General features: G+C 44.9%; 17 protein-coding genes. 5 read left to right on the forward strand and 12 right to left on the reverse strand.

The window, feature by feature from the left end:
- The first annotated feature begins 231 nt into the window (after positions 1–231).
- Positions 232–1,680: a protein kinase domain-containing protein gene (locus AC06MN_RS11135; protein ID WP_475672454.1), complete on the forward strand. Its 1,449-nt coding sequence runs from the start codon at positions 232–234 to the stop codon at positions 1,678–1,680.
- 11 nt (positions 1,681–1,691) lie between these two features.
- Here AC06MN_RS11135 and AC06MN_RS11140 read toward each other — a convergent pair whose 3' ends face one another.
- The 4 genes from AC06MN_RS11140 to AC06MN_RS11155 form a co-directional block, all read right to left on the reverse strand.
- The gene (locus tag AC06MN_RS11140; protein ID WP_475672455.1) at positions 1,692–2,993 is read right to left on the reverse strand and encodes an ATP-binding protein; all 1,302 of its coding nucleotides are present in this window, start codon (positions 2,991–2,993) and stop codon (positions 1,692–1,694) included.
- A 210-nt stretch (positions 2,994–3,203) separates the two neighbouring features.
- Positions 3,204–4,436, reverse strand: coding sequence for an ornithine--oxo-acid transaminase (rocD, locus tag AC06MN_RS11145; RefSeq protein WP_475672456.1), 1,233 nt, complete (start codon positions 4,434–4,436; stop codon positions 3,204–3,206).
- A 120-nt stretch (positions 4,437–4,556) separates the two neighbouring features.
- A complete protein-coding gene (locus AC06MN_RS11150; protein WP_475672457.1) occupies positions 4,557–5,948 on the reverse strand; it encodes a tetratricopeptide repeat protein in 1,392 nt (463 codons plus the stop codon).
- Positions 5,945–6,589, reverse strand: a complete 645-nt coding sequence (locus AC06MN_RS11155; protein WP_475672458.1) for an MBL fold metallo-hydrolase — start codon at positions 6,587–6,589, stop codon at positions 5,945–5,947. Before AC06MN_RS11155 ends, AC06MN_RS11150 begins: the two co-directional genes overlap by 4 nt.
- Positions 6,590–6,696: 107 nt before the next feature.
- On the opposite strand from AC06MN_RS11155, the gene AC06MN_RS11160 reads away from it, so the two are divergent.
- Together AC06MN_RS11160 and AC06MN_RS11165 are read left to right on the forward strand one after the other, a co-directional pair.
- Complete coding sequence (locus AC06MN_RS11160) at positions 6,697–7,434, forward strand: hypothetical protein (protein ID WP_475672459.1); 738 nt, start codon at positions 6,697–6,699, stop codon at positions 7,432–7,434.
- Positions 7,435–7,456: 22 nt separating this feature from the next.
- A complete protein-coding gene (locus AC06MN_RS11165) occupies positions 7,457–10,657 on the forward strand; it encodes a hypothetical protein (RefSeq protein ID WP_475672460.1) in 3,201 nt (1,066 codons plus the stop codon).
- Between the two features lie 215 nt (positions 10,658–10,872).
- Here the strand turns inward: AC06MN_RS11165 and AC06MN_RS11170 are convergent, their stop codons facing one another.
- The 4 genes from AC06MN_RS11170 to AC06MN_RS11185 all read right to left on the reverse strand — a co-directional run bounded on the left by AC06MN_RS11170 (position 10,873) and on the right by AC06MN_RS11185 (position 16,042).
- Positions 10,873–12,555, reverse strand: coding sequence for a peptide MFS transporter (locus tag AC06MN_RS11170; RefSeq protein ID WP_475672461.1), 1,683 nt, complete (start codon positions 12,553–12,555; stop codon positions 10,873–10,875).
- A gap of 142 nt (positions 12,556–12,697) precedes the next feature.
- Entirely contained in the window at positions 12,698–13,981 is a 1,284-nt protein-coding gene (locus AC06MN_RS11175) for an ATP-binding protein (RefSeq protein WP_475672476.1), read from the reverse strand.
- Positions 13,982–14,138: 157 nt separating this feature from the next.
- On the reverse strand, positions 14,139–15,368 hold the full coding sequence (locus AC06MN_RS11180; protein ID WP_475672462.1) for a sensor histidine kinase: 1,230 nt from the start codon (positions 15,366–15,368) through the stop codon (positions 14,139–14,141).
- A complete protein-coding gene (locus AC06MN_RS11185) occupies positions 15,365–16,042 on the reverse strand; it encodes a response regulator transcription factor (RefSeq protein ID WP_475672463.1) in 678 nt (225 codons plus the stop codon). The genes AC06MN_RS11180 and AC06MN_RS11185 overlap by 4 nt, the downstream gene beginning before the upstream one ends.
- 140 nt (positions 16,043–16,182) lie before the next feature.
- Between AC06MN_RS11185 and AC06MN_RS11190 the strand changes: the two genes are divergently transcribed.
- The gene (locus tag AC06MN_RS11190; RefSeq protein WP_475672464.1) at positions 16,183–17,862 is read left to right on the forward strand and encodes a Na/Pi cotransporter family protein; all 1,680 of its coding nucleotides are present in this window, start codon (positions 16,183–16,185) and stop codon (positions 17,860–17,862) included.
- 99 nt (positions 17,863–17,961) lie between these two features.
- The gene (locus AC06MN_RS11195) at positions 17,962–21,024 is read left to right on the forward strand and encodes a valine--tRNA ligase (protein ID WP_475672465.1); all 3,063 of its coding nucleotides are present in this window, start codon (positions 17,962–17,964) and stop codon (positions 21,022–21,024) included.
- Positions 21,025–21,065: 41 nt separating this feature from the next.
- Here AC06MN_RS11195 and AC06MN_RS11200 read toward each other — a convergent pair whose 3' ends face one another.
- The 4 genes from AC06MN_RS11200 to AC06MN_RS11215 all read right to left on the reverse strand — a co-directional run bounded on the left by AC06MN_RS11200 (position 21,066) and on the right by AC06MN_RS11215 (position 25,056).
- Entirely contained in the window at positions 21,066–21,377 is a 312-nt protein-coding gene (locus tag AC06MN_RS11200; protein WP_475672466.1) for a type II toxin-antitoxin system RelE/ParE family toxin, read from the reverse strand.
- Positions 21,374–21,610, reverse strand: a complete 237-nt coding sequence (locus tag AC06MN_RS11205; protein ID WP_475672467.1) for a hypothetical protein — start codon at positions 21,608–21,610, stop codon at positions 21,374–21,376. The genes AC06MN_RS11200 and AC06MN_RS11205 overlap by 4 nt, the downstream gene beginning before the upstream one ends.
- A gap of 192 nt (positions 21,611–21,802) precedes the next feature.
- Complete coding sequence (locus tag AC06MN_RS11210) at positions 21,803–23,176, reverse strand: fibronectin type III domain-containing protein (RefSeq protein WP_475672468.1); 1,374 nt, start codon at positions 23,174–23,176, stop codon at positions 21,803–21,805.
- 11 nt (positions 23,177–23,187) lie between these two features.
- Positions 23,188–25,056 (reverse strand): hypothetical protein, encoded by a 1,869-nt coding sequence (locus AC06MN_RS11215; protein WP_475672469.1) that lies wholly within the window; start codon positions 25,054–25,056, stop codon positions 23,188–23,190.
- Positions 25,057–25,317: the final 261 nt, after the last annotated feature.

A 25,317-nucleotide genomic window follows, 5' to 3' on the forward strand; every position in this document is an offset into this window, starting at 1 on the left:
AAGAAAATCAGAATACTCAAGAATGGGAGAAAGGCCGTGTCATTCTTCAAGTACGGCCTGGACTACATCGCCGAGTGCATAATGAACCCTAATCATATACCTAAATTCGACATCTTTCAAATTTTGTCATGTACTTAGAAAGATTTTATAAAATGATTTTTGAAAGATTTCTTCGGCAAAGCCAAATCCAATTTATTAAAAAGCAATACTTTTGCGGCAAATGTAAAAACCATGTTCGACACGGAACTCAACTCAGGATTCATCGAAGAAAACGACATCAACGTTGCCAATCATTTCACTGAAATTCAACTAATTCACTCATCAAGAAACGGCTATAGCGAAATCTATAAGGCCAAGCGTTTCGGCAAATGGCACACGTTGAAACGCATCACCGACAAAGAGAAAGACAATGTCCGCTACCAAAACCTCTTGGAAAAAGAGTTTGAAATTGCCATTCAGCTTTCGCATCCCAACATCGTTCAGACCATTTCGCTTGAAGAAATTCCCGATTTAGGGACTTGCATCATTCAGGAATTCATTGACGGTCTGACCCTTGACGAATTTCTCGCCAAAATTCATCCTAACAAGCAACAAACCAAGACTTTGCTGTGCGAGATTTGCGATGCCTTGGAATACATTCACGCCCATCAGATTGTCCACCGCGACCTCAAGCCCAACAATATCCTCGTCACGTGCGACGGCAACCATGCGAAACTCATTGATTTCGGCTTGGCCGACACAAGCAGCTACGACATCCTGAAAGAACCCGCCGGCACCACCGGTTTCGCTTCTCCCGAACAGCAATCGACCGAAAAAATCGACAACCGTTCGGACATTTACGCTTTGGGAGCCATCATCAACAATCTGCCCAATCCGACAGTCCGGCTCAGAAAAATCGCGAAGAAATGTCTCAATCCCAATCCCGAAAAACGCTGTCAGTCGGCAAAGGAAATCAAACGGAAATTACTTGATAAAAGCGGCATCATCATTTCCATCATTTTGCTGATCGCACTCATCATTTTCGGTGTCGCAATGGCTTTCGACAAGCAAGGCGAAAACATCAACGCACTGAAGAACAACAATTCGCTGCTTTCAAAGCAACTGGATTCCGTAACCAACCGCATGGATTCTTTGACTCTTATCCAGAAAGGTCAAAGCCAAACATTAGACGAGCAAAGGGAAGCCCTCGCACAACAGACTATGACTTTGGAAGAGAAATCAAAATCATTCGACGAGCAAACAAAAAACTTTGAAGAACAAGCAAATAAGTTGAAAGAACAGACGGAGACAATTGAAGTGCAAAGGCAAGTCATAGAAGAACAGGTAAAAGCCGTTGAGGAACAGGCAAAGGAATTGGAGGAGCAAAGTGCGCTGAACAAATCGCAGGAACTGTTCAACACGATTTCGGCAGAAGTCACCGACTACGCCAACAAAAGATGCGAAGCCCTTGAAAAGAAGATTGCTAAAATGGGCAAATCGCAGGAAGAAATGATGCGCATATCAAAGGAACAGACCGATCTTATGTTATCGAGAGGCGAATATTCAAAAAAAGTTTTGGACGAGAAAGCTGCTAACGACCCGAATTACAGTGCTTGGCTCGGCCAACTGACCAATATGGAAGGTGAGATTTATGCTGCATTCTGCCGCAGAATCAATGCAAGATTATACCATACAAACTAAAGGCAAGGCTGTCAATCCACAATAGTTGAAACGGCATACAGCGGACGGTTTTCCATCCAGTCCTGACTGATAAACGGCAACATGGAGAAGCGAATGCCTTTGTAATTCTTATCAGCATAATCAACGGTAATGAACTGATGCAGCGACTTGCTTTTCACATTTTCTTCAGCCTTAACTTCGATAGGGACGACTTCTCCGCCGTGTTCCAAAACAAAATCGACTTCCATTGAAGAATTGTCCTTGCTGAAATAAGCAATGGTTTCATCAAAACAACTCGCTTTTAGTTGCTGCAAGACAAAATTCTCTGTAAAAGCACCTTTAAACCCTGTAAATGCCTGCGAGCCAAGCAGAATGTCTTTCGGCATGGCATTCATCATGCAGGCCAAAAGACCGCAATCAAACCAATAGACCTTGAAAGCCGATGCATCCAAATAGAATTTCAAAGGCTGCTGCGGCACCTTAACCCTTTCCACCATATAAATCAACCCCGCATCGGCAAGCCACTGAAGGGCGATTTCAAAATCAGCAGCACGAGCACCCTTGCGAATAGCACTAAAAACAAATTTCTTGTTTTCACGCGCCAATTGTGCAGGAATACTTTCCCAAACCTGATGAATACGCTGGATTTGTGGCTTTGTATGCTTCGAAATGTCTTTCTGATAGGCTTCCAAAATATTTCTCTGCACCTCGCGCGTTTCATTCACATCATTCGTTTCCAGATATGTAGCAACAGATTCCGGCATTCCACCCGTAAAATAATATTGTCGCAGATAATCCGTCAGCATATCGTGAAAAGTCGTCATGGCTGCCCAGTCTTTTCCCTTGATGATTTCCGCCAACTTTGGTCTGCCAGCCGCATTCAGGAATTCCAGAAACGACATGGGGAACATCTTCATCATTTCAACTTTACCAACAGGAAACGACTCACCTTCACGCAAAGAAATGCCTAACAGGGAACCAGCGACAACAACATGCAATTCAGGCATATTTTCACAAAAGTACTTTAACGACGACAATCCATTGGAAGCCTCCTGAATCTCATCAATGAAAAGCAAGGTCTTTCCCGCTACAATTTCCGTTTGATTCCTAATCTCAATATCGCGGACAATACGTTCGGCAATCAAATCACTGAAAAGATTTTTCACAAACGGATCTTCATGGCAATTCAAATAAACCAGATTCTGAAACTCATTGTTTCCGAATTGTTTGAGTATATACGTTTTCCCTACTTGACGCGCACCAAGCAAAATGAGTGGCTTACGGTTCGGCTTGCTTTTCCATTGCAACAGCGATTGATAAATTGACCTTTCCATGACAATATATTTTCGGCAAAAATAGTAAAATATCACCATAAAGAACAAAAAAAATCACACTTTTCATGTGGAATAAAATAAATTATTCCACACTTTTCATGTGGAATAATTCAATTTTTGCATAAAAAAGCCATCAATTCACCTGCATAAACAAACACTAAAAAAGGGACGCAGTCGCGTCCCTTTTTCTCATATAAAACTCATTATCAATTATTCAAAAGACTTGATGGCTTCCTGAATGCGGCTGATGGCATCGCGGAGTTCCTCTTCGGTGATGACCAACGGAGGAGCGAAGCGGATGATGTGCTGGTGGGTTGGCTTAGCCAGAACGCCGAGGTCACGCATCTTGAGGCAGACATCCCAAGCTTCCTTGCCGTTGGTAGGCTTAATGATGATGGCGTTCAGCAAACCTTTACCACGCACCTTTTCAATCATTGGGCTCTTGAACTTGCTCATTTCGTCGCGGAAAATCTTGCCGAGGTAATCAGCCTTTTCCATCAGGTTTTCTTCCTTGATGACTTCAAGGGCAGCCATACTGACTTGAGCAGCAACCGGGTTGCCACCGAAGGTTGAACCGTGTTCACCTGGCTTGATGTTCAGCATGATGTCGTCGTCAGCCAAAACTGCTGAAACCGGCACCACACCGCCACCGAGGGCCTTACCCAAAATCAGGATGTCTGGGCGGACGCCTTCGTGGTCGCAAGCCAACATCTTGCCTGTACGGGCAATACCGCACTGCACTTCGTCGGCCATGAACAGAACGTTGTACTTCTTGCAGATATCGTAGCATTTCTTCAGATAGCCTTCATCCGGAACGTAAACGCCAGCTTCGCCTTGGATTGGTTCGAGGAGGAAACCAGCAACCTTCTTGCCGTGTTCAGCGAGAACCTTTTCGAGGGCATCAGGATCGTTGTAAGGGATGCGGATGAAACCAGGAGTCATAGGACCATAGTTGGCGTATGATTCAGGGTCGTTACTCATGGTAATGATGGTGATGGTGCGGCCGTGGAAGTTGCCTTCGCAGCAAACGATCATCACTTCGTCATTCGGGATGCCTTTTTTGACAACACCCCAACGACGGGCCAGCTTCAGACCGGTTTCGTCGGCTTCGGCGCCTGAGTTCATTGGCAGAACCTTATCGTAGCCGAAATATTCGGTGACGTATTTTTCCCATGAACCGAGAGCGTCGTTATAGAAAGCGCGTGAGCTAAGTGTCAGGCGTTCAGCCTGGTCGGTCATAGCCTTGATGATTTTCGGGTGGCAGTGACCTTGGTTGACTGCTGAGTAAGCTGACAGGAAATCGTAGTATTCCTTGCCTTCGACGTCCCAAACCTTGGCGCCTTTACCTTTTGCCAAGACTACTGGAAGCGGGTGATAGTTATGGGCACCGTATTTGGCTTCGAGGTCCATAGCCTGCTGTGAAGATGTGATTTTTTCGATCATGATCTGTAATTTAATGATTTAATATTTAAAGATTTAAAGATTAATAAAAGATGAACCCTTTCAAAAACAATTGGCAAAGTTAGGCTTTTATTTCAATTGTTATCCTTTGGAGCGAAAAATTTAGCGTTTTTTTCTCAAATGCCGCAGCAGCAAAGCAAACGACACCGACAAGACGATGGCCAGCAAACCGAAGAATGCAAGCCGATAGGCACGCATCTGGCGGTTCTGGCTTTCGCTAAGCGTCGACATGGCTTCATACAACTGTGAAAGCTCTTCCGCATTGATTTTCAAATGCCTGTTTTCGTTGATATAGGAATCATTTTCGCCCAAAGCAGCATCATATTCATCGGACATTTTCTGCAATTCGGCTTTCATTTCATCGAGTCTGCCTAATTGGGCATAATCCATGATTAAATACGGCCTTAAAACATTATGATAAAGATTCATTCCGCTTTCCTCTTCCATTTTCAGGCACCTTTCAATCACCTCCAAAGATTTGGAATAACTTTTCACCTTATTATAATAAAAGCCAAGTTGAGCCAAGGAAGACAACTCACCCGATTTGTAGCCCATGTTTTCAGCCAATGCCAAAGTCTCATTCAACAAGGCTTCAACATTTTCATTCTGCCTTGAAAGCACCGAGGCCATTTCGATTTTGTCATCAATCAAAGTCGGAATATCGCCAACGGCTTGCGCACATTCCATAGATAACTGATAGTAATACATAGCCGAATCGTAATTGATTTGCGCATTGGCATAAATCAGCCCGACATTCTGATAGGCACTTGCCAATGATGCCTTGTCATCATAGTTCCTAAAAACAGGCAATATCCGAGTGAGGATTTCCTTCGCCTTGTCATATTGCTGCCAATTGTAATAAATGCTGGCAATATTGTTATCGCATTGCGCCACCGACAAAGTATCACCCAAACGATTAAACCAATTTCGCGCATTAGCAAATTCCTTGAAAGCCTTGTCCGAATCGCCCTGCTGGAAATAAATATAAGCCAAATTGTTAGTGACATCGGCACAATTCAATTCATCGTATAAAGTCTCTGAGACCCGCAAAGCCTGCTGATAGACTGCAACTGCCTCATTGATGTTTCCCATCAGCAATTCGACACGGCCCAAGCAATTCAAGGCCAGCATTTGCGTTTCCGAATTTTCATCTTCAGGCATCAGTTGCAGAGCTTCCGTCAGTTGATTGCGCGACAAATCAAGATCATAATGATACATATAACGCACACCCAATTTGTAATGTGCTTCCGCTTCCAACGATTTGTCCTTCAACTTCTTGGATTCGGCAATAGCAGCCTCGCCAACGGAGATGCAATCATCGAAAGAGACATCATAGAAAGCCCTCGACAACTCCAACTTCGTCTCAACTTTTTCGCGGCCTTTTTGCGACGCGACGGCTTGTTCCAAACTATCAATTGTACGCATCTCGCTTTGGGCGAAAGCGGTTGAGACGAGCAAAACCATTAATATAATATGTACGATGTGGTTTTTCATCCGTTCACATAAAGGTTGAAATCGCGTTCATCGCCGATGGTCGTCGTTTCGCCGTGGCCGCAATACACCGTCGTGTCATCGGGCAAGCGGAAAAGTTTCTCCTTGATGTTGCGGCACAACTCGGCATAATTGCCGCCAGGTAAATCGGTTCGGCCAATGCTGCGGCAAAAGAGCGCATCGCCCGTGAAGACAAGGCCTTCCAATTCGGCATAAAGGCTCACGCTGCCCAAGGCATGGCCCGGCGTGGCAATCACTTCCAAAGTGCTGTTGCCAACCTCGATGATTTCACCTTCTTGCAGTTCAATGTCGGGCACCTCGACCACCTTATTTGACGGAAAGCCCAAAAGCCGCGACTGCTGCTGTGCCTTCGTGAAATCGAATTTGGCATCGGCACCGGCAGCCACCTTTGCACCATATTTCTGCACCATAGGCGGATTGCCGACGATATGGTCAATGTGACCGTGCGTATTGATAATCATATTGATTTTCAACTCGTTTTCATCAATAAAACGGCTCAATTGCTCCACCTCAAAAGGAGAAGAACAGCCCGGATCGATGAGGACACACTCCTTGGTTTCGTCAAAAACGACGTAGGTGTTTTCGCAAAAAGGATTAAAAACAAAAGTCTTTACCGTAAACATCTAATTCAAATTTGTTGCAAACATAATAAAAATTCGTATTTTTGCAGGCGAAATTCGAAAAGATTATCATGGGTTCTGACTAACCACCATATAAAAAATTAATCCTTATGAGAAACAATCTCTTGAAGGCATTCAACATAATCGCAGGATTTGCTTCCATTGTGAGTATGTTTTATTTGCTGTTTACCGATGAAGTTAATGGCAAGATTGCTTTGTTTGCATTTTGTTTCTTTCTATTATTTGCCTGTATTAGTTTGATTTATGGCATAAATCAATTTATCAAAAAAGAAAACGAAAAAGACCATAAAAAAGTATCCGTTTTCACTACTTTTGAAACCATTGATAATACACACGGTGTATTTGAAACTTACCGTGTCATTCAATCAAAAAGGATGATTCTTTCTTGTATCGATCAAAATTTCAAGTGGTCGGGGAGTAAAATGCCAGAAATATCGTCAGATTTACAGACAATCAAGCAAGTAAAAACCATTGCTGACAATTATGACAAAGCGGTTTTAGAATTTAAAAGACCACTACTATTTAACGAGACAGCAACCGTGCATTTTAAAGCCAAAACAGACGATTTCGATGGGAGTGCATTACCGTATTTAGATTATAAAGTTGACACAGAAATCAATATCATTCACTATAGAGTTATTTTGAGGCATAAAGACAATTCATACAACAAACCTGCAATTTTGTCAAAAAAGTCCATAAACAGCGACCATCCAACTAATTATGTGCGATTTGGCAGCGTTCCCTTCGACCCTATTTCCAAAAGCTATCAATACAACCTCATCACACCGGAAATTGGCTATTTTTACAGACTTGAATGGGAAAAATAAAATGCCAATCAAGAGAAACATAATGCGATTTTTAATTTTAGGTGCTTTTTTCTTAGTAATTACACCTTTATCAGCCCAATTCTACAACGGCCTGAACATGACCTTCGGCAAAAACCGCGTGCAATGGAACGACTTCCACTGGTCGTACTACCGCAACGACAAATTCGACATCTACTATTACCAAGGCGGACAGGATTTGGCGAAATACGCCCAGCAATATGCCAAGACGCAAATTCCACTCATGGAAGACAAATTGGGCGGACAGTTCGGGAAAAAGATTCAGTTTCTGGTGTTTAACTGCCTGAGCGACTTCAAGCAAAGCAACATCAACAACGAAGAGGAAGACACCCGCAACACTGGCGGCATAACCAAAATCATAGGCACGAAAGTCATCCTTTATTTCGATGGCAATTACGTCAATTTTGAGACACAAATCCGTGAAGGCATTGCGCAACTGCTGATGAGCCAGCTGATGAACGGCATTTCCATCGGATCGCAAATCCGCAATTCGTACCGCTACGAGATTCCGCAATGGTTTCAGGACGGACTTTGCGCCTACGTTGCCCAAGACTGGGACAGCTACAAGGAAGACCGTCTGCAACGCGGCATTTTGTCAGGCTCCTACAAGAAAATCAATCAGTTGCACGACGATGACGCCATCATTGCCGGCTATTCTTTCTGGAACTTCATCGATGAAAAATACGGCTCAAAATCGTTCCGCGACGTGATGACCTTGGCGGCAAGCACCCAAAATGTCAAGAAAGCCTTGCTTTACGTTACGGGCTTGGAATACAAGCAACTCATCAAGGACTGGTACAATTTCTATCAACAGCGTTATTCGACATTGCTGCAAAACACGCCCAACGACCCGATGCCGATGAAATACCGCAAGCACCGCACATTCACCGAACCTTGCATCAGCCCCGACGGGAAAAACATCGCCTACGTCAGCAACGACGAAGGCCGCATTACGCTCTGGATTGAGAATTTGCAGACGCACAAGAAACTGAAACTTTTCAAGGCAGGATTCCGTTCTGATGAACACATCGACACTTCCTTCCCGCTTCTGGCCTGGCATCCCAATGGCGAAATCCTTTCCTTCATCATCGAAGAAAAAGGCAAGATTCAATTGTGCAACATCGACATCAACACGAAGAAAAAGGCACAAACCTATCTTTTTGAATTTCAGAAAATAACGTCATTCTCCTACGCACATAAAAGCCGCAAAATCGTCATTGCCGCCACCCGCGACGGAAAGCCCGACATTTTCGTTTACAACCTTTTCTCGAACACCGTTGAGCAAATCACCAACGATTTTCATACCGACCTGAATCCCGTTTTTTCCGCCGACGACAAGCAGATTTATTTCAGTTCAAACCGCGTTTCCGATTCGCTGCATCCGAAAATCAAGCAATCGGTGCAAGCCCCGCATTTCAACATTTACGCCTGTCATTATGCCGGAAAAAACGAGTTGCTCCAAAACCTGACCCAGCAAAAAGTGAGCAGCAACATCAAGCCTTTGGCGCTCAAGGACGGCAGCCTGCTTTATCTCAGCGACAGCAACGGATTTTTCAACCTCTACCAAGCACAAATGGACAGTGCCATCAGTTTCATCGACACCACCGTTCACTACCGCTATTTCACACATACACGGCAACTTACAAACTATTCATCGAGCATCATCAACTATTCCTATCATCCGCGCGACAACCGCATTGCCATGCTGCTGCCCGATGGAAACGGAGAAAAAATCTACCTCTCGCCTTTCCTTTCGCAAAACAGCGGAACCACCTTCAACCAAATGAGCCCTTACGCCCAAAAAAGACTGCTCGATGCCCAGCAAAGCCAAATAGTCGACACGTTAAAACGCACCACAACACACCGTTTTTCAACCAGTTACCGCAAGGCACGACGCAAAAGGCAAAACTCGCCTTTGCCAGGCGATTCCATTGCGCCAGCCAATTCAAACCTTCCTGAAGATGCGCCAATTGCTGCCGAAAGATACCGTTACAAGGACACCGTTCAAAGACCGAACAACTATTATGTGGAGCTTTTCTCCGACAAGCTCATCAGCCAAATCGACTTCAGTAGCCTGAGCTACAGCTATCAGCCGTTTACGGGCGGCATCATGCCAATATACCTCAATTCGGGTTTCAACATTTTCTTAGGCGCGACCATGAGTGACCTGATGGAAGACATAAAAATTGATGCCGGAGTGAAACTGAACACAAGTTTAGTCAACAACGAATACATTCTGCGCTTCAGCGATTTCAGTAAACGAATCGACAAGTCGCTGACTTTCCACCGTTATGTAACCGATGCCAATCAAGACTATTACTTCAGGACTTTCACCGATGAGGCTTTTTACACCTTGAACTATCCTTTCAGCGAAATCCTCAGTCTGCGCGGCACCTTGATTTACCGTAACGACTACAAGGTGAACCTGCCCATCAACGACTACAGCCTTGCCGACCCTAACACCATGGAAAACTGGGGCGGACTGCGCGGCGAACTCGTCTACGACAATTCACGCAAACTGGAAACAAATCTCTATGTAGGTTCACGCGGCAAAGTATTCGCCGAATATTACCAACTGATTGACAAAAACGCCAAAAACATGTTTGTCGTCGGCTTCGATTTCCGCAACTACACCCGCATTCACCGCAATTTCATCTGGGCCAACCGCATTGCAGGCAGTACCTCATTCGGGCAAAACAAACTCATCTATTACATGGGCGGCGTCGACAACTGGCTGATACCCAAGTTTAATCGTGGCACACCTATCGACTATGGACAGAATTACGCCTACCAGACTTTGGCGACCAACATGCGCGGCTTCAATCAGAACATACGCAACGGCAACAGTTTCATTGTGCTGAACAGCGAACTGCGTTTTCCCGTGTTCACCTACCTTCTTGACCGACCCATCAACATGGAATTTCTGAAAAATTTCCAGATTGTGGCTTTCGGTGATGTCGGCACAGCCTGGACAGGCTGGAATCCATACGATTGGAGCAATTCCCTCTACACTTCATACTATGTCGATGGTAGCCTCAGCATCAGCGTGACCGAGCCAAAGGAGCCCATCGTGGGCGGTGTCGGTTTAGGCCTGCGCACCAAGATTTTAGGTTACTTCGTGCGCGGCGACATGGCTTGGGGCATCGAAGACGGCAACATCAGCAAGAAACCGAAATTCTATTTGTCGTTCAATTTGGATTTCTAAAGAACTTGTTTTTGCATTATGCTTATTGGACAAGTCCTATTGCATTCAGCATTAAGCAAATAAATGATAGCATTGGCTCAACGACCACCCGTTTTCTGATTCAATGGCATAAAACAAGGAAATTTTGAGCCGATTTTTATGGAAAATGAGTCGAATCGTTCCATTTAACGAAAAAAGTCGGCCATGATGACCGACTTTTTTCATATCAAGCTTCGTTATTCTGCCGTAGCAGCTTCGAGTTTCTTCATCATGGAGAACATCACGACACCAGAAATGACGCAAAGTGCCATGAGGATGGTCCAGTTGACCCAAAGCGGAACATTGTTCCAAAGCATTGAAGGAATTGAACTGAGATAGTTACCGATTGCCGTAGCAGCAAACCACAGACCCATCATCAAACCCTTGAAGCGCGGAGGAGCGACCTTCGAGACGAAAGAAATACCCATCGGGCTGAGCAGAAGTTCAGCAAAGGTAAGCACCAAATACGTACTCATCAGATAGGTAGGCACCACTGGATCAGGCGAAACCGTTCCATTCAGCACTGAAGGAGCAGGTTGTCCGTTGGAAGCCATCAACATGATGAGATAACCGACAGCTGCGACAAACATACCAAGACCAATCTTTCTTGGAGCCGAAGGTTCCTTGCCTTTCTTTGCCAAAGCACCGAACAAAGCCATTGAAACAGGAGTCAAAGCCACCACAAAGAATGGGTTGAACTGCTGGAATTGCTGAGGCAGGATGTTGATTTCAGGAAGCATTCCCTTATACAAGGCAAAAGCGCCGCACCATAAAGCCACTGTCACCACACCGCAGATGCCTCTTGCCTTCTTTGTTTCCGATTGGAAAGTAGCGAATAAGGTATAAATTGATGCAGCAATCAGAGCCAAAGCCCAAATATTGAAGCCGATTCTCGACCAGCCGGACACTGTATCCTGAGTGTAATCGCGAGCGAAATAAGTCAGCGAAGAACCGTTCTGGTGGAAGGCCATCCAGAAGAAAATGACAACGGCAAACACGAAAACAAGAGCAACAATACGATCCTTTTCCTGTTTTGGAGTCAAAGTCACCACATTTTGGTTTGCAGTGGCAGCCTGTTTAGCATTCACATCAGTATGTTTGAACCAAGGACGGAACACAAAGTAAATCGTGATGGAAAGAATCAAGGAAACGCAAGCAACGGCAAAGCCCAAATTGTAAGCCGTTGAAAGATGGTTGATGTAGAATTGGCAAAAACCCGTCATATCCATTGATGCGATGTTTTCGCCTGGCATCATGGCCATCAAAGCCTGAAGTCTGTCAGTGTTTTCAGGTGTAATCGTACCATTCAAAAACTGATGAGCCAAAGCCGGAATATCAGCCTTATAGACCAAACCGACCTTACCAAGATGACTGTTAGTCAAAGCAGTAGCAGCAGTAGGAGCGAACATTGAACCCAGATTGATAGCCATGTAGAAAAGGCTGAAACCTGAATCGCGTTTTGAAGAATACTTAGCCTCATCGTAGAGGTTACCTGTCATAACCTGCAAATTACCTTTGAACAGACCCGTACCGACCGCAATCAGCAGCAAGGCGGCAATCATAAGAGTCAAGGCAAGACCTCTGCTTGCAAAAGCATCGGTAGGAATGGCAAGACAGACATAACCGACGAACATAACGCAAATGCCTGTAACGACACATTTGCCGAAACCAATTCTGTCGGCGAGCCAACCGCCTAATACCGGCATGAAATAAACGGCAGCAAGGAAAATTGCGTAGAATTGACCTGCAACCTTTGCTTCAAAGCCAAATTTTGCCTGCAAAAACAGCAGGAAAATGGCCAACATCGTGTAATAGCCAAAACGCTCGCCAGTATTGGCAAGAGCAAGGGCATACAAACCTTTAGGTTGTCCTTTAAACATAGTTTTGAGATTTTAATTATACATTGAATTTAGATTTTCCTTCTCAACAAGCGACAAAAATAGGGAAAAAAGCATTTCATTCAACATTCGAATGCTTTTTGCTGAAATAAAAGCCGGAAAACCGCATCAAACATCAGTCAGTTCAGGGCTTCAAGCTGCCAATCGGCACTACCCACACGCCATCTTCACGAAGATAGGCGTAGTTGCCAATGGCGGTAAGCACCATTTTAAAGGTTGGCAAATACATTTTCTCCGAATCAATCTTGCTTTCGAGTTTGTTGAGCGTTGCAGCACCTTCAGCGATTAGTTTCTCTCCGCCAAGTTTAATCTCCACCAAGCCATAATGTCCATTGCGTAGATGCAAAACAGAGTCGCATTCAAGGCCATTGCTATCACGGAAATGATACACTTTGCCGTCAAGAGCATCCATATAGACACGAAGATCACGGACCGCCATCGTTTCAAAAAGCAGCCCGAACGTCTTGATGTCTTTAACAAGATCGGCAGGTCCAATGCCCAATGCAGCGGCTGCCACACTTGAATCGACAAAATAGCGCGTGTCGGTAGTGCGAATCGCAGCCTTTGAACGCAAGTTCGGATTCCAGGCAGGCATGTCCTCAACAACGAAAATCTTTCGCATCGCATTAAGATACGAGCCAATGGTATCTTCATTAAGCTTAAGCTCTTCGTTACTGACCAAATCGGCCAAAATCGTCCCAACTGAAGCCTGAGAACCTTGGTGACGAGCATAACTTCTCATGATTCGTTGAGTGAAGTATTCGTTTCTGTTTGTCGCATCAACATCGTTCATTTCCTGCTTTACGACCGCATCATAATAGTTGAAAGCATATTTCAAGGCCGTTTTCCCCGCTTTTGATATCGACCTCGGCCAACCTCCGCGGCACACCAAAAAAGCGACATCTTCCAAAGACAGATTTCTTGAAGATGTTGCTTCCTGCTGATTTTCAAACAATTTACCCAAACTCACCGAACCATTGCTATCTTCCGACTCCCAAAGGCTCATCGGACGCATCTTCAACCAAGCCATTCTGCCAGTACCTGTATGCATCAACTTATTTCTGTCAACCGGCACAGCCGAGCCAGTAAAGATAAACTGGCCTTCCACATTTCTCCTATCAACAAGATAGCGTGCTGCATCCCAAAACTGCGGTGCTTCCTGCCATTCATCAATAAGCCTTGGCGCATCCCCTTCAAGCAACACCTTAATATTAATCCTCGCCATTTCAAGATTTTCTTCATGAGCTGTCGGATCATTCATATAAAGAACACTTTTGGCATGTTGCACTGCCGTAGTCGTCTTGCCACACCATTTCGGGCCTTCAACCACCACCACTCCCGCAACCTCAAGTTGTTCTTCAAGAAGCCTATCTGCTATGCGATTTTTATAATGAAAACCATTCTCCATTTCTTCCATTGCTAAAAACACCGCAAAAATATTGAATTTTAATTATATAAAAACAAAATCAAAAAAAAATTCCGCCATTTGAGGATTTTCTATTCCGCCATTTGAGGATTTTTACAAATGCTCCGACATTTTGCGCAACAATTATTTCCCAAGCCGTTCACTCTGTGCAAATATCAAAATCAAACTGGAGGCCTCCGCCTTCATGAATGGAAGCACATATTGTTCCTCCATGGAAATCGACAGCATTCCTCACAATCGACAAGCCCAAGCCCGAGCCTTCGGCCTTATGCGACTTCTCGTCCTGCACGCGATAGAACCTTTCGAATATTTTTTCCAATTCGCTACTCGCCACACCTTTGCCCGTATCGAAATATGTGAAGTGAACAACTTTCTGTTTTACACGGCTTTGCAAAACAACCGAACTGCCTTTGCCTGCATAGCGGACGGAGTTTTCAACCAGATTTCGGAACAATGCATACAACAGACTGTAATTACCGACAACCGACAGATTTTCCAGCACATCGTTTTTGCACAACATATCCAGAGACTTAAAATCATCAGAAAACTCGTCAAAAACAAGGTCGGCCAACTGGCGCACATCAACGACGTCTTTCCTAAACTGCTCGGGTTGCTCCTCCATCTTGGTTATCAGCGAAATGTCACGAATCAAATCGGACAAACGAATCGTCTGAAGATACGACCTTTCGATAAATAACTGTTTCCGGTCTTCATCCAAATCAGGGTTGTTGATAATGGTCTCCAAATATCCTCTCACGCTACTGACTGGCGTCTTCAGTTCGTGCGAGATGTTGCTCGTCATTTCATGCTTCAGTGCCTTTGTCCTGCCTCTTTCTTCGATGGTCATTTTCCTGTCGTTCCATTGCACAAGGCTGATTACCAACATTGTCAAGACGGCAAACAAGATTATCAAAAGCGAAACGACAAGCCAATTCGGACGGAAAAAGTTCCTGACATCGACTTCATAAGGCAGCGCCAACCTGACAATCAGATTGCCGTATCTTTTCGCATAATAAAAGAAGATCTTGTCAGATGTCTCCGACCGTCTGATGGAATAACCTTCCGTCCCCGACAAACAATCCTTCACCTCGGGACGCATCAGATGATTGCTCAGCGAATCAGCCGACTCGTAAGAATCGAAAGACACGAAGCCCACGGTATCCATAACCGTCAGTCGAATGTTTGGCGGCAAAAATCCAATGGTTTCAAAAGAATCGGCAGATGCGGCCAGAACGTTAGCGTAACTTTCGAGTTTCGCCTTCAAAACCGCTTTCTTGTAATTGTTTTCATCGAGCATCACGACCGTGATGACAAACGTTCCAAACAGCAGGAACAGACCGACAAACCAGAGCCAAAGTTTTTTCTTCATTTCAATTCAATGCAATAACCAAAACCCGTCTTGTTTTTCAGCATTTCACGATACACGCCAAGGCGGTTCCTTATCCTGGCAATATGAACATCTATCGTGCGGTCGAGGACGTATGGAGCATCTTTCCACACCTCGGCAATCAAATCCGAACGTTGAAAATAGGTATTTGGGTGAGCCATCAGAAGCACAAGCAAATCGTATTCCTTTTTTGGAAAATAGACTTCCACATCATCGACAAAAACCGTCTTCGAACCCATCGCGACCGACAGCGGGCCAAAGCACAAACGATTACTTTCGGCAGATTCCGAAACGGAACCACACCTTTTCAGCACAGCCTTCACCCTGGCAATGACCTCCTTCACCGAAAAAGGCTTGCAAATATAGTCATCGCCACCCGCATCAAAACCTTCCAATAAATCTTCCTCGGTGGTTTTTGCCGTCAGGAAAACTATCGGAATTGCGTTCCCATACTTTTCACGAACCATTTTTGAAAACTCGACACCCGAAACGCCAGGCAACATGATGTCGAGCAAAATCAAGGAAACATCTTGTGCCAGCAACGGTTTCGCTTCTTCAGCCGAGTCTGCCTCAAGCACCTCAAAGCCTACCTTTTCGAGATTAAACCTCAAAATTTCCCTAATATCGGATTCATCATCAACAACCAGAATTTTCATGGATTGGAATTTTTACAGGACAAAAATACTGCTTTTTGAACATTGAAACCCGACAAATTGTTAAATCTATACTAATTCGACAATAGGCATAAAAACCATTTCTTTTTCACGCTATTTTTGCAATACAAAAACGAAAGTCAATGACCACGACTACCATTATCTCCGCCATTCTAACGCTCATTTCCGGAATAGGCATTTTCCTGATTGCCTGCAAGATGATGAGCGACAATCTGGAAGCAGCAAGTTCCAACAAACTGAAACAACTCTTTTCCAAAGCATCGGGCAGCAAATGGCTGGGTGTCGGCATTGGCACTTTGGGAACAGCCGCCATTCAGAGTTCGGGCGCAACAACCGTCATGGTCATCGGATTTGTCAATGCTGGCATCATCTCGCTGACACAAGCCGCGACCATCATTTACGGCGCCAACATCGGCACAACGGTAACGGCACAGATTGTAGCCCTTGGCATGTTCGGCAGCAATTCAATTTCGACCACCATCATTTTTTCGGCTTTTGCGGGAATCGGCGCCATGGTTTCGCTTTTCGGCAAAAAAGCAAAAACGAAAACCATTGGCGGCATTTTGGCCGGATTCGGCATGTTGTTCGTCGGCTTGAGCATGATGAGCAGTTCGATGAGCGACTTTGCCGCTCTCGATTCCGTCAAAATGTTTTTGGCTAGAATCGGTAATCCTATTCTTTTGGTAGTCATCGGTGCAATTCTGACAGCCATCATCCAAAGTTCATCGGTGATGACATCCATTGCCATTGCCATGGTCGTCACGCAACTCATCACGCTCGACCAAGGCATTTTCCTCACCATGGGATCTAACATCGGCTCATGCGTGGTGGCCATCATTGCCTCGATTTCGGGAAGCAAAAACGCCAAAAGAACCGCACTGATTCACCTGATTTTCAACATTAGCGGCGTTGTACTGTTCCTCGTTGCCGAAGGCATTATCTCCCTCGCCACAAAAGGAAACATCACTTACGGAACCATGTTTGCCTCGCTGTTTCCGTCAGCACCACAGACTCAACTCGCCATGTTCCACACGGTTTTCAATGTGATTACGGTTTTGGCCATCATGCCGCTGACCAATAATCTCGTCAAGCTGGTCACGAAAATCATTCCCGAAAAAGAAGATGCCGAAAACGCAAACCAGCCACACCTTTATTATATCGACTACAATATGTTGAAAACGCCGCCTATCGCCGTAGAACAGACGAAAAAGGAAATCATCAACATGGCCAAGATAGCGAAAGACAATTTCGATCTTTCACTCGACATCATCACCACACTTGATTTTTCCGAAATTGACACTTTCAGGAAGGACGAAGAAGAACTCAATTACCTCAACCAAAGCATCGTGGATTTCACGACCAAATTGTCGAATTTAAAGCAACTCAACAGCGAAGACCACCGTTACCTTGCCACTACCTATCGCACGGTGCGCGATCTGGAACGCATTGGCGACTATGCCGAGAACATCATTGAATATGCCGAAAACCTCAGAGACATAGGCATGAGGTTTTCCGACAAGGCCATCCATGAAATACAAGTTTCAAAGAATCTGATTACCAGGCTTTACAGTCTCATCATCAAGGCCTACATTGACAAAGACAAAGAGGCTTTGGATGCTGCCAACATTGTTGAAGACAGCATTGACGAGTTCACGAAAAACATGGAAGAGAAACACATTTGCCGACTTTCGGAAGGTCAATGCACGGCAGCCGTTGGCGCTCAGTATCTTTCGCTTTCATCGAATGTGGAACGCATTGCCGACCATTTCATCAATGTCGCAAAGACCATCAAGGAGATTTGAATACTCTTCTATCATTAATTGGGCAGAATTTTGAACAATAAGTTCATCATTTCCAATTAAACACTATTTTTGCGCCTTAAAACGAAAATTCAACGTAAAATGACCGAAATCAGTAGCAAATATAGTCCTTCGGAAGTCGAAGGCAAATGGTATGAGCATTGGATTGAGAAGAACTACTTCCACTCCACTCCCGATGAACGCGAACCTTACACCATCGTGATTCCGCCACCGAATGTGACCGGCGTGCTTCACATGGGTCACATGATGAACAACACCATTCAGGACATCCTGATTCGCCGCGCCCGTATGCAAGGCAAGAACGCCTGCTGGGTGCCTGGCACCGACCACGCCTCCATCGCTACGGAAGCCAAAGTGGTGAACAAGCTGGCACAGCAAGGCATCAAGAAAACCGACCTGAGCCGCGACGAGTTCCTCAAACACGCTTGGGACTGGACGCACGAACACGGCGGCATCATCCTAAAGCAATTGCGCCGTTTGGGCTGCTCCTGCGACTGGGAACGCACCTCGTTCACTATGGACGAAACCCGCTCGAAGAGCGTCATCCACGCTTTCGTCGACCTTTACAACAAAGGCCAGATTTACCGTGGCGTGCGCATGGTGAACTGGGACCCGAAAGCACTCACCGCCTTGAGTGACGAAGAAGTCATTTATAAAGATGAGCATAGTAAACTATACTATCTCAGGTATTATTTGGTCCCCTCAACTCCCCCCGAGGGGGAGCTCCACCAGCTCATAGATAGATACCGCACTGCCAATCCTTATTCTTATGCCGTTTTGAAAGAACACGCTAAAGAAATGAGGAACAATCCAACAGAGGCTGAAAGCGCATTATGGCAACAATTAAGAAATAAGAAAACCGAATTTAAATTCCGCAGACAACATATTATCGGAGATTTCATTGTTGATTTTGTTTGTTTAGAAAAACATCTCATCATTGAAGTTGATGGCGGTTACCACAACGACTCTGATGTCGTTGAAAAAGACAAATTGCGCACCAATATTCTTGAATCGCAAGGCTATACAATTCTTAGATACACTAACGACCAAGTCCTTTTCGACTCTGAAAAGACAATCGAGAGCATTATGTACGCCCTCAAAAGCCTCCCTTCGGGGGAGGTTGGTAGGGCATACGCTATTGTCGCCACCACGCGTCCGGAGACCATCATGGGCGATACCGCCATGTGCATCAACCCTGCCGACCCGAAAAACCAATGGCTGCGCGGCAAGAAAGTCGTTGTGCCGTTGGTCAACAGAGTGATTCCTGTCATTGAGGACGGCTATGTCGATATTGAATTTGGTACAGGTTGCCTGAAGGTCACACCTGCCCACGATGTGAACGACTATATGCTGGGCGAAAAGCACAATTTGCAGAGCATCAACATTTTCAATGATGATGCCACCATCAGCGAGGCCGCTGGCATGTATGTCGGCATGACCCGCGAAGATGTCCGCAAGCAAATCGTGAAAGACCTTGATGCAGCCGCATTGCTCGAAAAGATTGAAGACTATAATAATAAGGTAGGTTATTCGGAACGCACCAACGTGCCGATTGAACCGAAACTTTCCATGCAATGGTTCCTCAAGATGGAGCATTTGGCTGACATCGCCTTGAAGCCTGTCTTGGATGGCGACATCAAGTTCTATCCTTCAAAATACGTCAACCTCTACCGTCACTGGTTGGAGAACATCAAGGACTGGTGCATCAGCCGTCAGTTGTGGTGGGGTCATCAGATTCCGGCCTATTATCTGCCTCAAGGCGGTTTTGTGGTTGCCGAAAACATTGACGAAGCCCTGAAACTCGCCATCGAGAAGACCGGCAATGCCAATCTCACAGCCGCCGACCTGCGTCAGGACAGCGACTGCCTCGATACCTGGTTCTCCTCGTGGCTGTGGCCTCTGTCGCTTTTCAACGGCGTCCTCGACCCGGAAAATGCAGAATTCAAATATTATTATCCTACCAACGACCTGATTACTGCCCCTGACATCATTTTCTTCTGGGTGGCCCGTATGATTATGGCTGGCGAAGAATACCAAAAAGAAGTGCCTTTCAAGAATGTGTATTTCACTGGTATTGTTAGAGATAAGTTAGGCCGCAAGATGTCGAAGTCGCTCGGCAATTCGCCCGACCCAATCGAACTGATTGAGAAATTCGGTGCCGATGGCGTGCGCATGGGCATGATGCTTTCCGCTCCTGCCGGCAACGACATCCTGTTTGACGAATCGCTCTGCGAACAAGGCCGCAATTTCTGCAACAAGATTTGGAACGCCCTCCGTCTTGTGAAAGGCTGGACCGTTGACGAAAAACTTGCCCAGCCCGACACCGCCAAGATGGCCGTCAAATGGTTCGATGCCCGCTTCAACCAAGTGCTGAACGAGATGAACGACAACATCGACAAATACCGTCTGTCGGATGCCTTGATGGGCGTTTACAAACTCACTTGGGACGATTTCTGCTCATGGTATCTTGAAATGGTGAAAGCACCTATGGGTCAGGCTGTTGACAAAGCCACTTACGATGCCACCATCACTTTCTTCGAAAACTTGATGAAGCTCTTGCATCCATTCATGCCATTCATCACCGAAGAAATCTGGCATACCATTGCCGAACGTGGCGAAGGCGAAGACATTATCATCGCACAACAACCACGCTTCGACAAGCTCAGCGACCGCACTGAAGAAGAAAAAATCCTCGCACAATTTGCCTTTAGCGAAGAAGTTATCAACAATGTCCGTAAAGTCCGTGCCGAAAAGAACATTCCGTTCCGCGATGCCATTGAACTTGTCGTGAAGGACAATGCCGCCAACAAGGACTTCGACTGCATCATCAGCAAGCTCTGCAATGTCGGCAGCATCAATTATGTCGAACAAGCTCCCGAAGGCGCCTTCGGTTTCATCGTTGGCAGCACAGAATTCTTCATTCCTTTGACCGACAACATCGATGTCGAAGCTGAAATCAAGAAATTGGAAGAAGAACTGAAATACACGCAAGGTTTCCTCAAGGGCGTTGAAGCTAAACTTTCCAACGAGCGTTTCGTGAATGGCGCTCCTGCCGCAGTCGTCGATAAGGAACGCAAGAAGAAATCCGATGCCGAAGCCAGAATCGCTGTCATTGAGCAACAGTTGGCTGGGCTGAGGGGGTGATATTACACTGGTAGAGACGGTGCTTGCACCGTCTCTACACATCATAATCTTGACGACAAAACCTCTGGCAACTTCTTCTCGTCTCGTCGATTGTCCCAAATTGCGATGATTCTTATCTCGCTTTCAGTGACAAGATAAAAGATTCTGTTATGCCATGAATGCAAGACACGGAATGGAAGATACCGTTCGTCAATAGTGCCAAGATAGGGGCGGACTGCCAAAGCATTCATACGTTCAATCAAATCATCAACCACTCTAGTAGCAACAGCGATGCCAAAAGTGTCATCAACTTTCTGCTTCACAATTGCCAACTCTTCAACGGCTAAATCGTGTAATACGACTTTCCTAATCACAGCCTTGACATAACTAATTCACGCACCCTTTCAATAGGTATGCAAACCGATGGATCATTGTCCATTTCAGCGGCACGGCGGTTAAGTTCACGCAATTCATCTTCTACAGACAAATCCGAAACACATTTTGACAGCACCAGCGACAATGCGTACGATTGTACCAAATCCGTCAGTTCCTCTTTTGTATATAAACCGAGTGAAGGTAATTCTATGTTAATTCTCACAGCTTCCATTTGCTTCAATTTTGTGCAAAGTTACAAACTTTTTCTAAATAGTAACCAATTACATTTCGGAATTATTGCCGAAGCCAAGATTGCCGTCATTGAGCAGCAATTGGCCGGATTGAAGAAATGATATTATCCTTTGATAAATGAAAAGAGGCAACCCACACAGGATTGCCTCTTCCTTTTTTCCATGTTAAATGATTAGTACGTTGGAATGCCAACAAAATGTGCTGTATAAGCACCTCGTTCCCCATAATAGTCATAGATCCACATATTGCCACTTTTGGAAATAGTAAGTGCATTTCCATCTCCAGTATCAAAACCCGATCCATTTTTATAAAAAGTACAAAAACAGTAACCAACAGAATTATAATCACCTCCAGTTGTATAAACACCCGAATACCAATTATTATCCGTCTCAGTCCAATTAACAATAGCAAGAAACCTGACCCAATAACCAGGTTCGCTCCAGAATTGGATTTCTTTACTTCTCATATACGGATTTGCAGTAGGTTCATTTATTAATTTAACGTAACTAAGTTCATAAAAATTATCAAATACCCTATAATAGTTAGCATAAGGAGCCGGTAATGTCTTAAATTTCGGATGGATAATTTCTCCAGCTATTCCATTGGCATCGTATGCAACCACACTGAACTCATATTCCGTATCAGGTTGCAAATATTGACTATTTTGATTAGTGAACTTCTTGGTTATGACACCTGTAACATGACCTGACGATGTTAGTGTCCCACCTATGTTGTAGCAATAAGACCAAGTGTTGTTTGATGGTTCGAACTTCAGTTCCAAATAAGTAGGCGTGACATTGATTAGAGTTACCGTAACCGTTGGGGCTTGAGGCTGTTCGTTAGTTGTGAAATTCATTTCCATGCCATAAACGGTTTGGGAATTGCTTTGCGCATACGCTTTCACATAATATTTCGTATTAGCCGACAATCCCGTCATGTTGCTTGTGAATGAGCCTGCACCTTGCCCATCTGTGGTATGGTATTGGTCAACTGTTGGGTTAGGCGAAGTGCTCCAGCACACTCCTCGTGCTGTTACTGGCATATCACCATTGCAAGTAACTACGCCACCGCACATAGCTGTTGAAAACGTAATTTCCGTGACTCCGTGAGTTGAAACACTAAACGAGGCATCTCCACCATTTCCGCCGCCGTTATTACCGCCACCTTCAGATAAAGTAGTGAAATCCTTTTCTTCACCATACATTACGCCCGAGCTGGTTGAAGCGTATGCACGCACATAATATTTCGTTCCCGACCTTAGGTTTTTCATGAAAGAAATGTATTCTCCAACACCTTGATTATCAGTAGTGAAAAAGTTCTCAATGGTAGGATTTGGAGTTTCGCTCCAACAAACACCACTCACTTCAACCGAAACATCACCCGAAGCGGTGACATTGCCTCCGCTTTTCGCACTAACGGAAGTGATTTCTGCAATCGGCTTGGTGGTGACGGTAAGTTTTCCATCTGTTTTTGCACAACTTGCCAAAATCAAAGACACAATTAGCAATGCCATTGCAAGAAACTGATTATTTCTATAAGATTTCATGAAAAACAGATTTAATAATCATGAGCCAAACGAACAGCCACCCAACACCCTTTAGGTTCGTACCAAATAGTAGCCTCTCTCACTATCGCTGCATGTGAACCATCATAATCCGAAGAACTCCAATAAAACCCACTTGCAGGGGCATCATAAGGATTCCTTTCACTCATATTATTCGGCAAAAAGATAGCTCCATGCGATTGAAAAGAATTCATCCAAACCGACTCAGAAATTGTATTGGTGGTGTAATCCCCATTATTAGTATTGACATTAATCAATGTATAATAGGACGAACTCCAATCATCAGGCAAAACGACATATCCTTTTTGATTGTTCACTTTTGCTTTAGCAAATCTAATCCCGGAAGACGTAACACGATGTAAAAGTACATAATCCCATTCAGAAGAAGACAATGTGCGCCACAGTCCTTCCTGATTGCCTCCATTGGATATGGCATTATATCCCCAATCCGCCTCTCCGGTAAAATCAGAAAGATTGTTATTGGCTGAGCCATACGCATAATTGTCATCATTGCCCGCACTTGTTGACCAAGGCTGATAGCATATAGCACCATGATTGCGGCCACTTGTGCCCCATCCAAACAAATCAATCCAGCCAGAATAAGTTGCTGAACGGTCATCATTATTACTTCCACTAATAGTTCCTTCTGCTAAATATTGTTCATAACCAGAATAAGAATAATATGCACCAACCCAATCCCATTGGTGTTCCGCAAAGCGCCAAGTATTAGTGGAAGCTTGGTATTGCAAATTACCTTGCGAAAAATATACCTGTTTGGTCTCGCTTACGGAGAAAAGACCATTGATGGCTCCTTGTGGCGGCAAGCCTTTGGTAGTAAACGAAACTTCGTTGCCATAGGCAGTTCCAACACTATTTGTAGCGTAGGCTTTCACATAATAAGTGGTTCCAATTTCAAGGTCAGTCATTTGTACGTTAAAAGGTCCTGTACCCATGCCTCCAAAGGCTGTGCTATTGCTAAGGGTTGGATCTGAACTAGTGCTCCAACAAAGACCGCGTGCCGTCACAGGAGACCCACCATCCGAATTCACCACGCCACCACCTTTTGCCGTGTTACGCGTAATTTCAGTTATTTCGTTAGTTATCACAATGGGCAAATCTCCTTGCGTACCTCCACCGCCATCTGCTTGCGTTGTAAAACTTATTTCGTTGCCGTAAGTCGTCACACCTAAATTCGAAGTGGCGTAAGCCCTAACATAATACACAGTGCTTGCAGCCAGTCCTGTCAAATTGGTAGTAAATGCACCCGCACCTTGTCCATCGGAAGTATGTTGGTTTTCCAAAGTTGGGGTGTGGGATGTTCCAAAGCATACGCCTTTCACGGTCACAGTAACTTCACCGTTTATAGTCACATTGCCGCCGCACACCGCACTCGAAGCAGTAATTTGGATGGCATCGTTGGTAAGCACGGAAAGCGTTCCATCGCCGCCACCGTTACCTCCACCATTGCCACCGCCATCAGACAAAGTGGTGAAATCCATTTCTTCGCCATACATCACCACTCCAGAACTAAGCGTGGCATAAGCACGAACATAATATTTCGTACTTGCTTTCAGATTGTTCATCACGGAGATGTATTCACCAAGACCAATAATGTCAGTCGTAAAATAATCATTGGTGGTTGGACTTGGGCTTTCACTCCAGCAAACGCCACATGTTCCCGCAGTAGCATTTCCTGTTGCGGTTACATTGCCTCCACTTTTTGCACTATTGGCGCCAATCTCCGCAATCGGTTTTGTGGTAACAGTCAGTTTGCCATCTTCCTTTTTCTTGCAGCCTACAAAAAGTAGCGGTAACATGACACCTAACACCATGCCTAAAAACAACAACTTGCTTTTATTCATCTCTTATTTCCCTGAATACGTGTCGGGACAACTTCAAGTTTGGCAGATTCCCGAACACCAAGTTTAAACAAGTCAATGAGGCATAAAAAAAAGAAGCGCGGGAATCAACTCTTGCTTATCCCGCTATCGAGGCTCTCGCATTGCCCAACTATGTAAGATAAGCAATGCATCACACCCACGCTTTCAGCATAATATATTGAAAACAATATATAGCAAAAGTGTGGACGATGACCATTGCGTTATCACGACATAGTTTAGAAT

The organism is Candidatus Limimorpha sp., assembly GCF_056203535.1.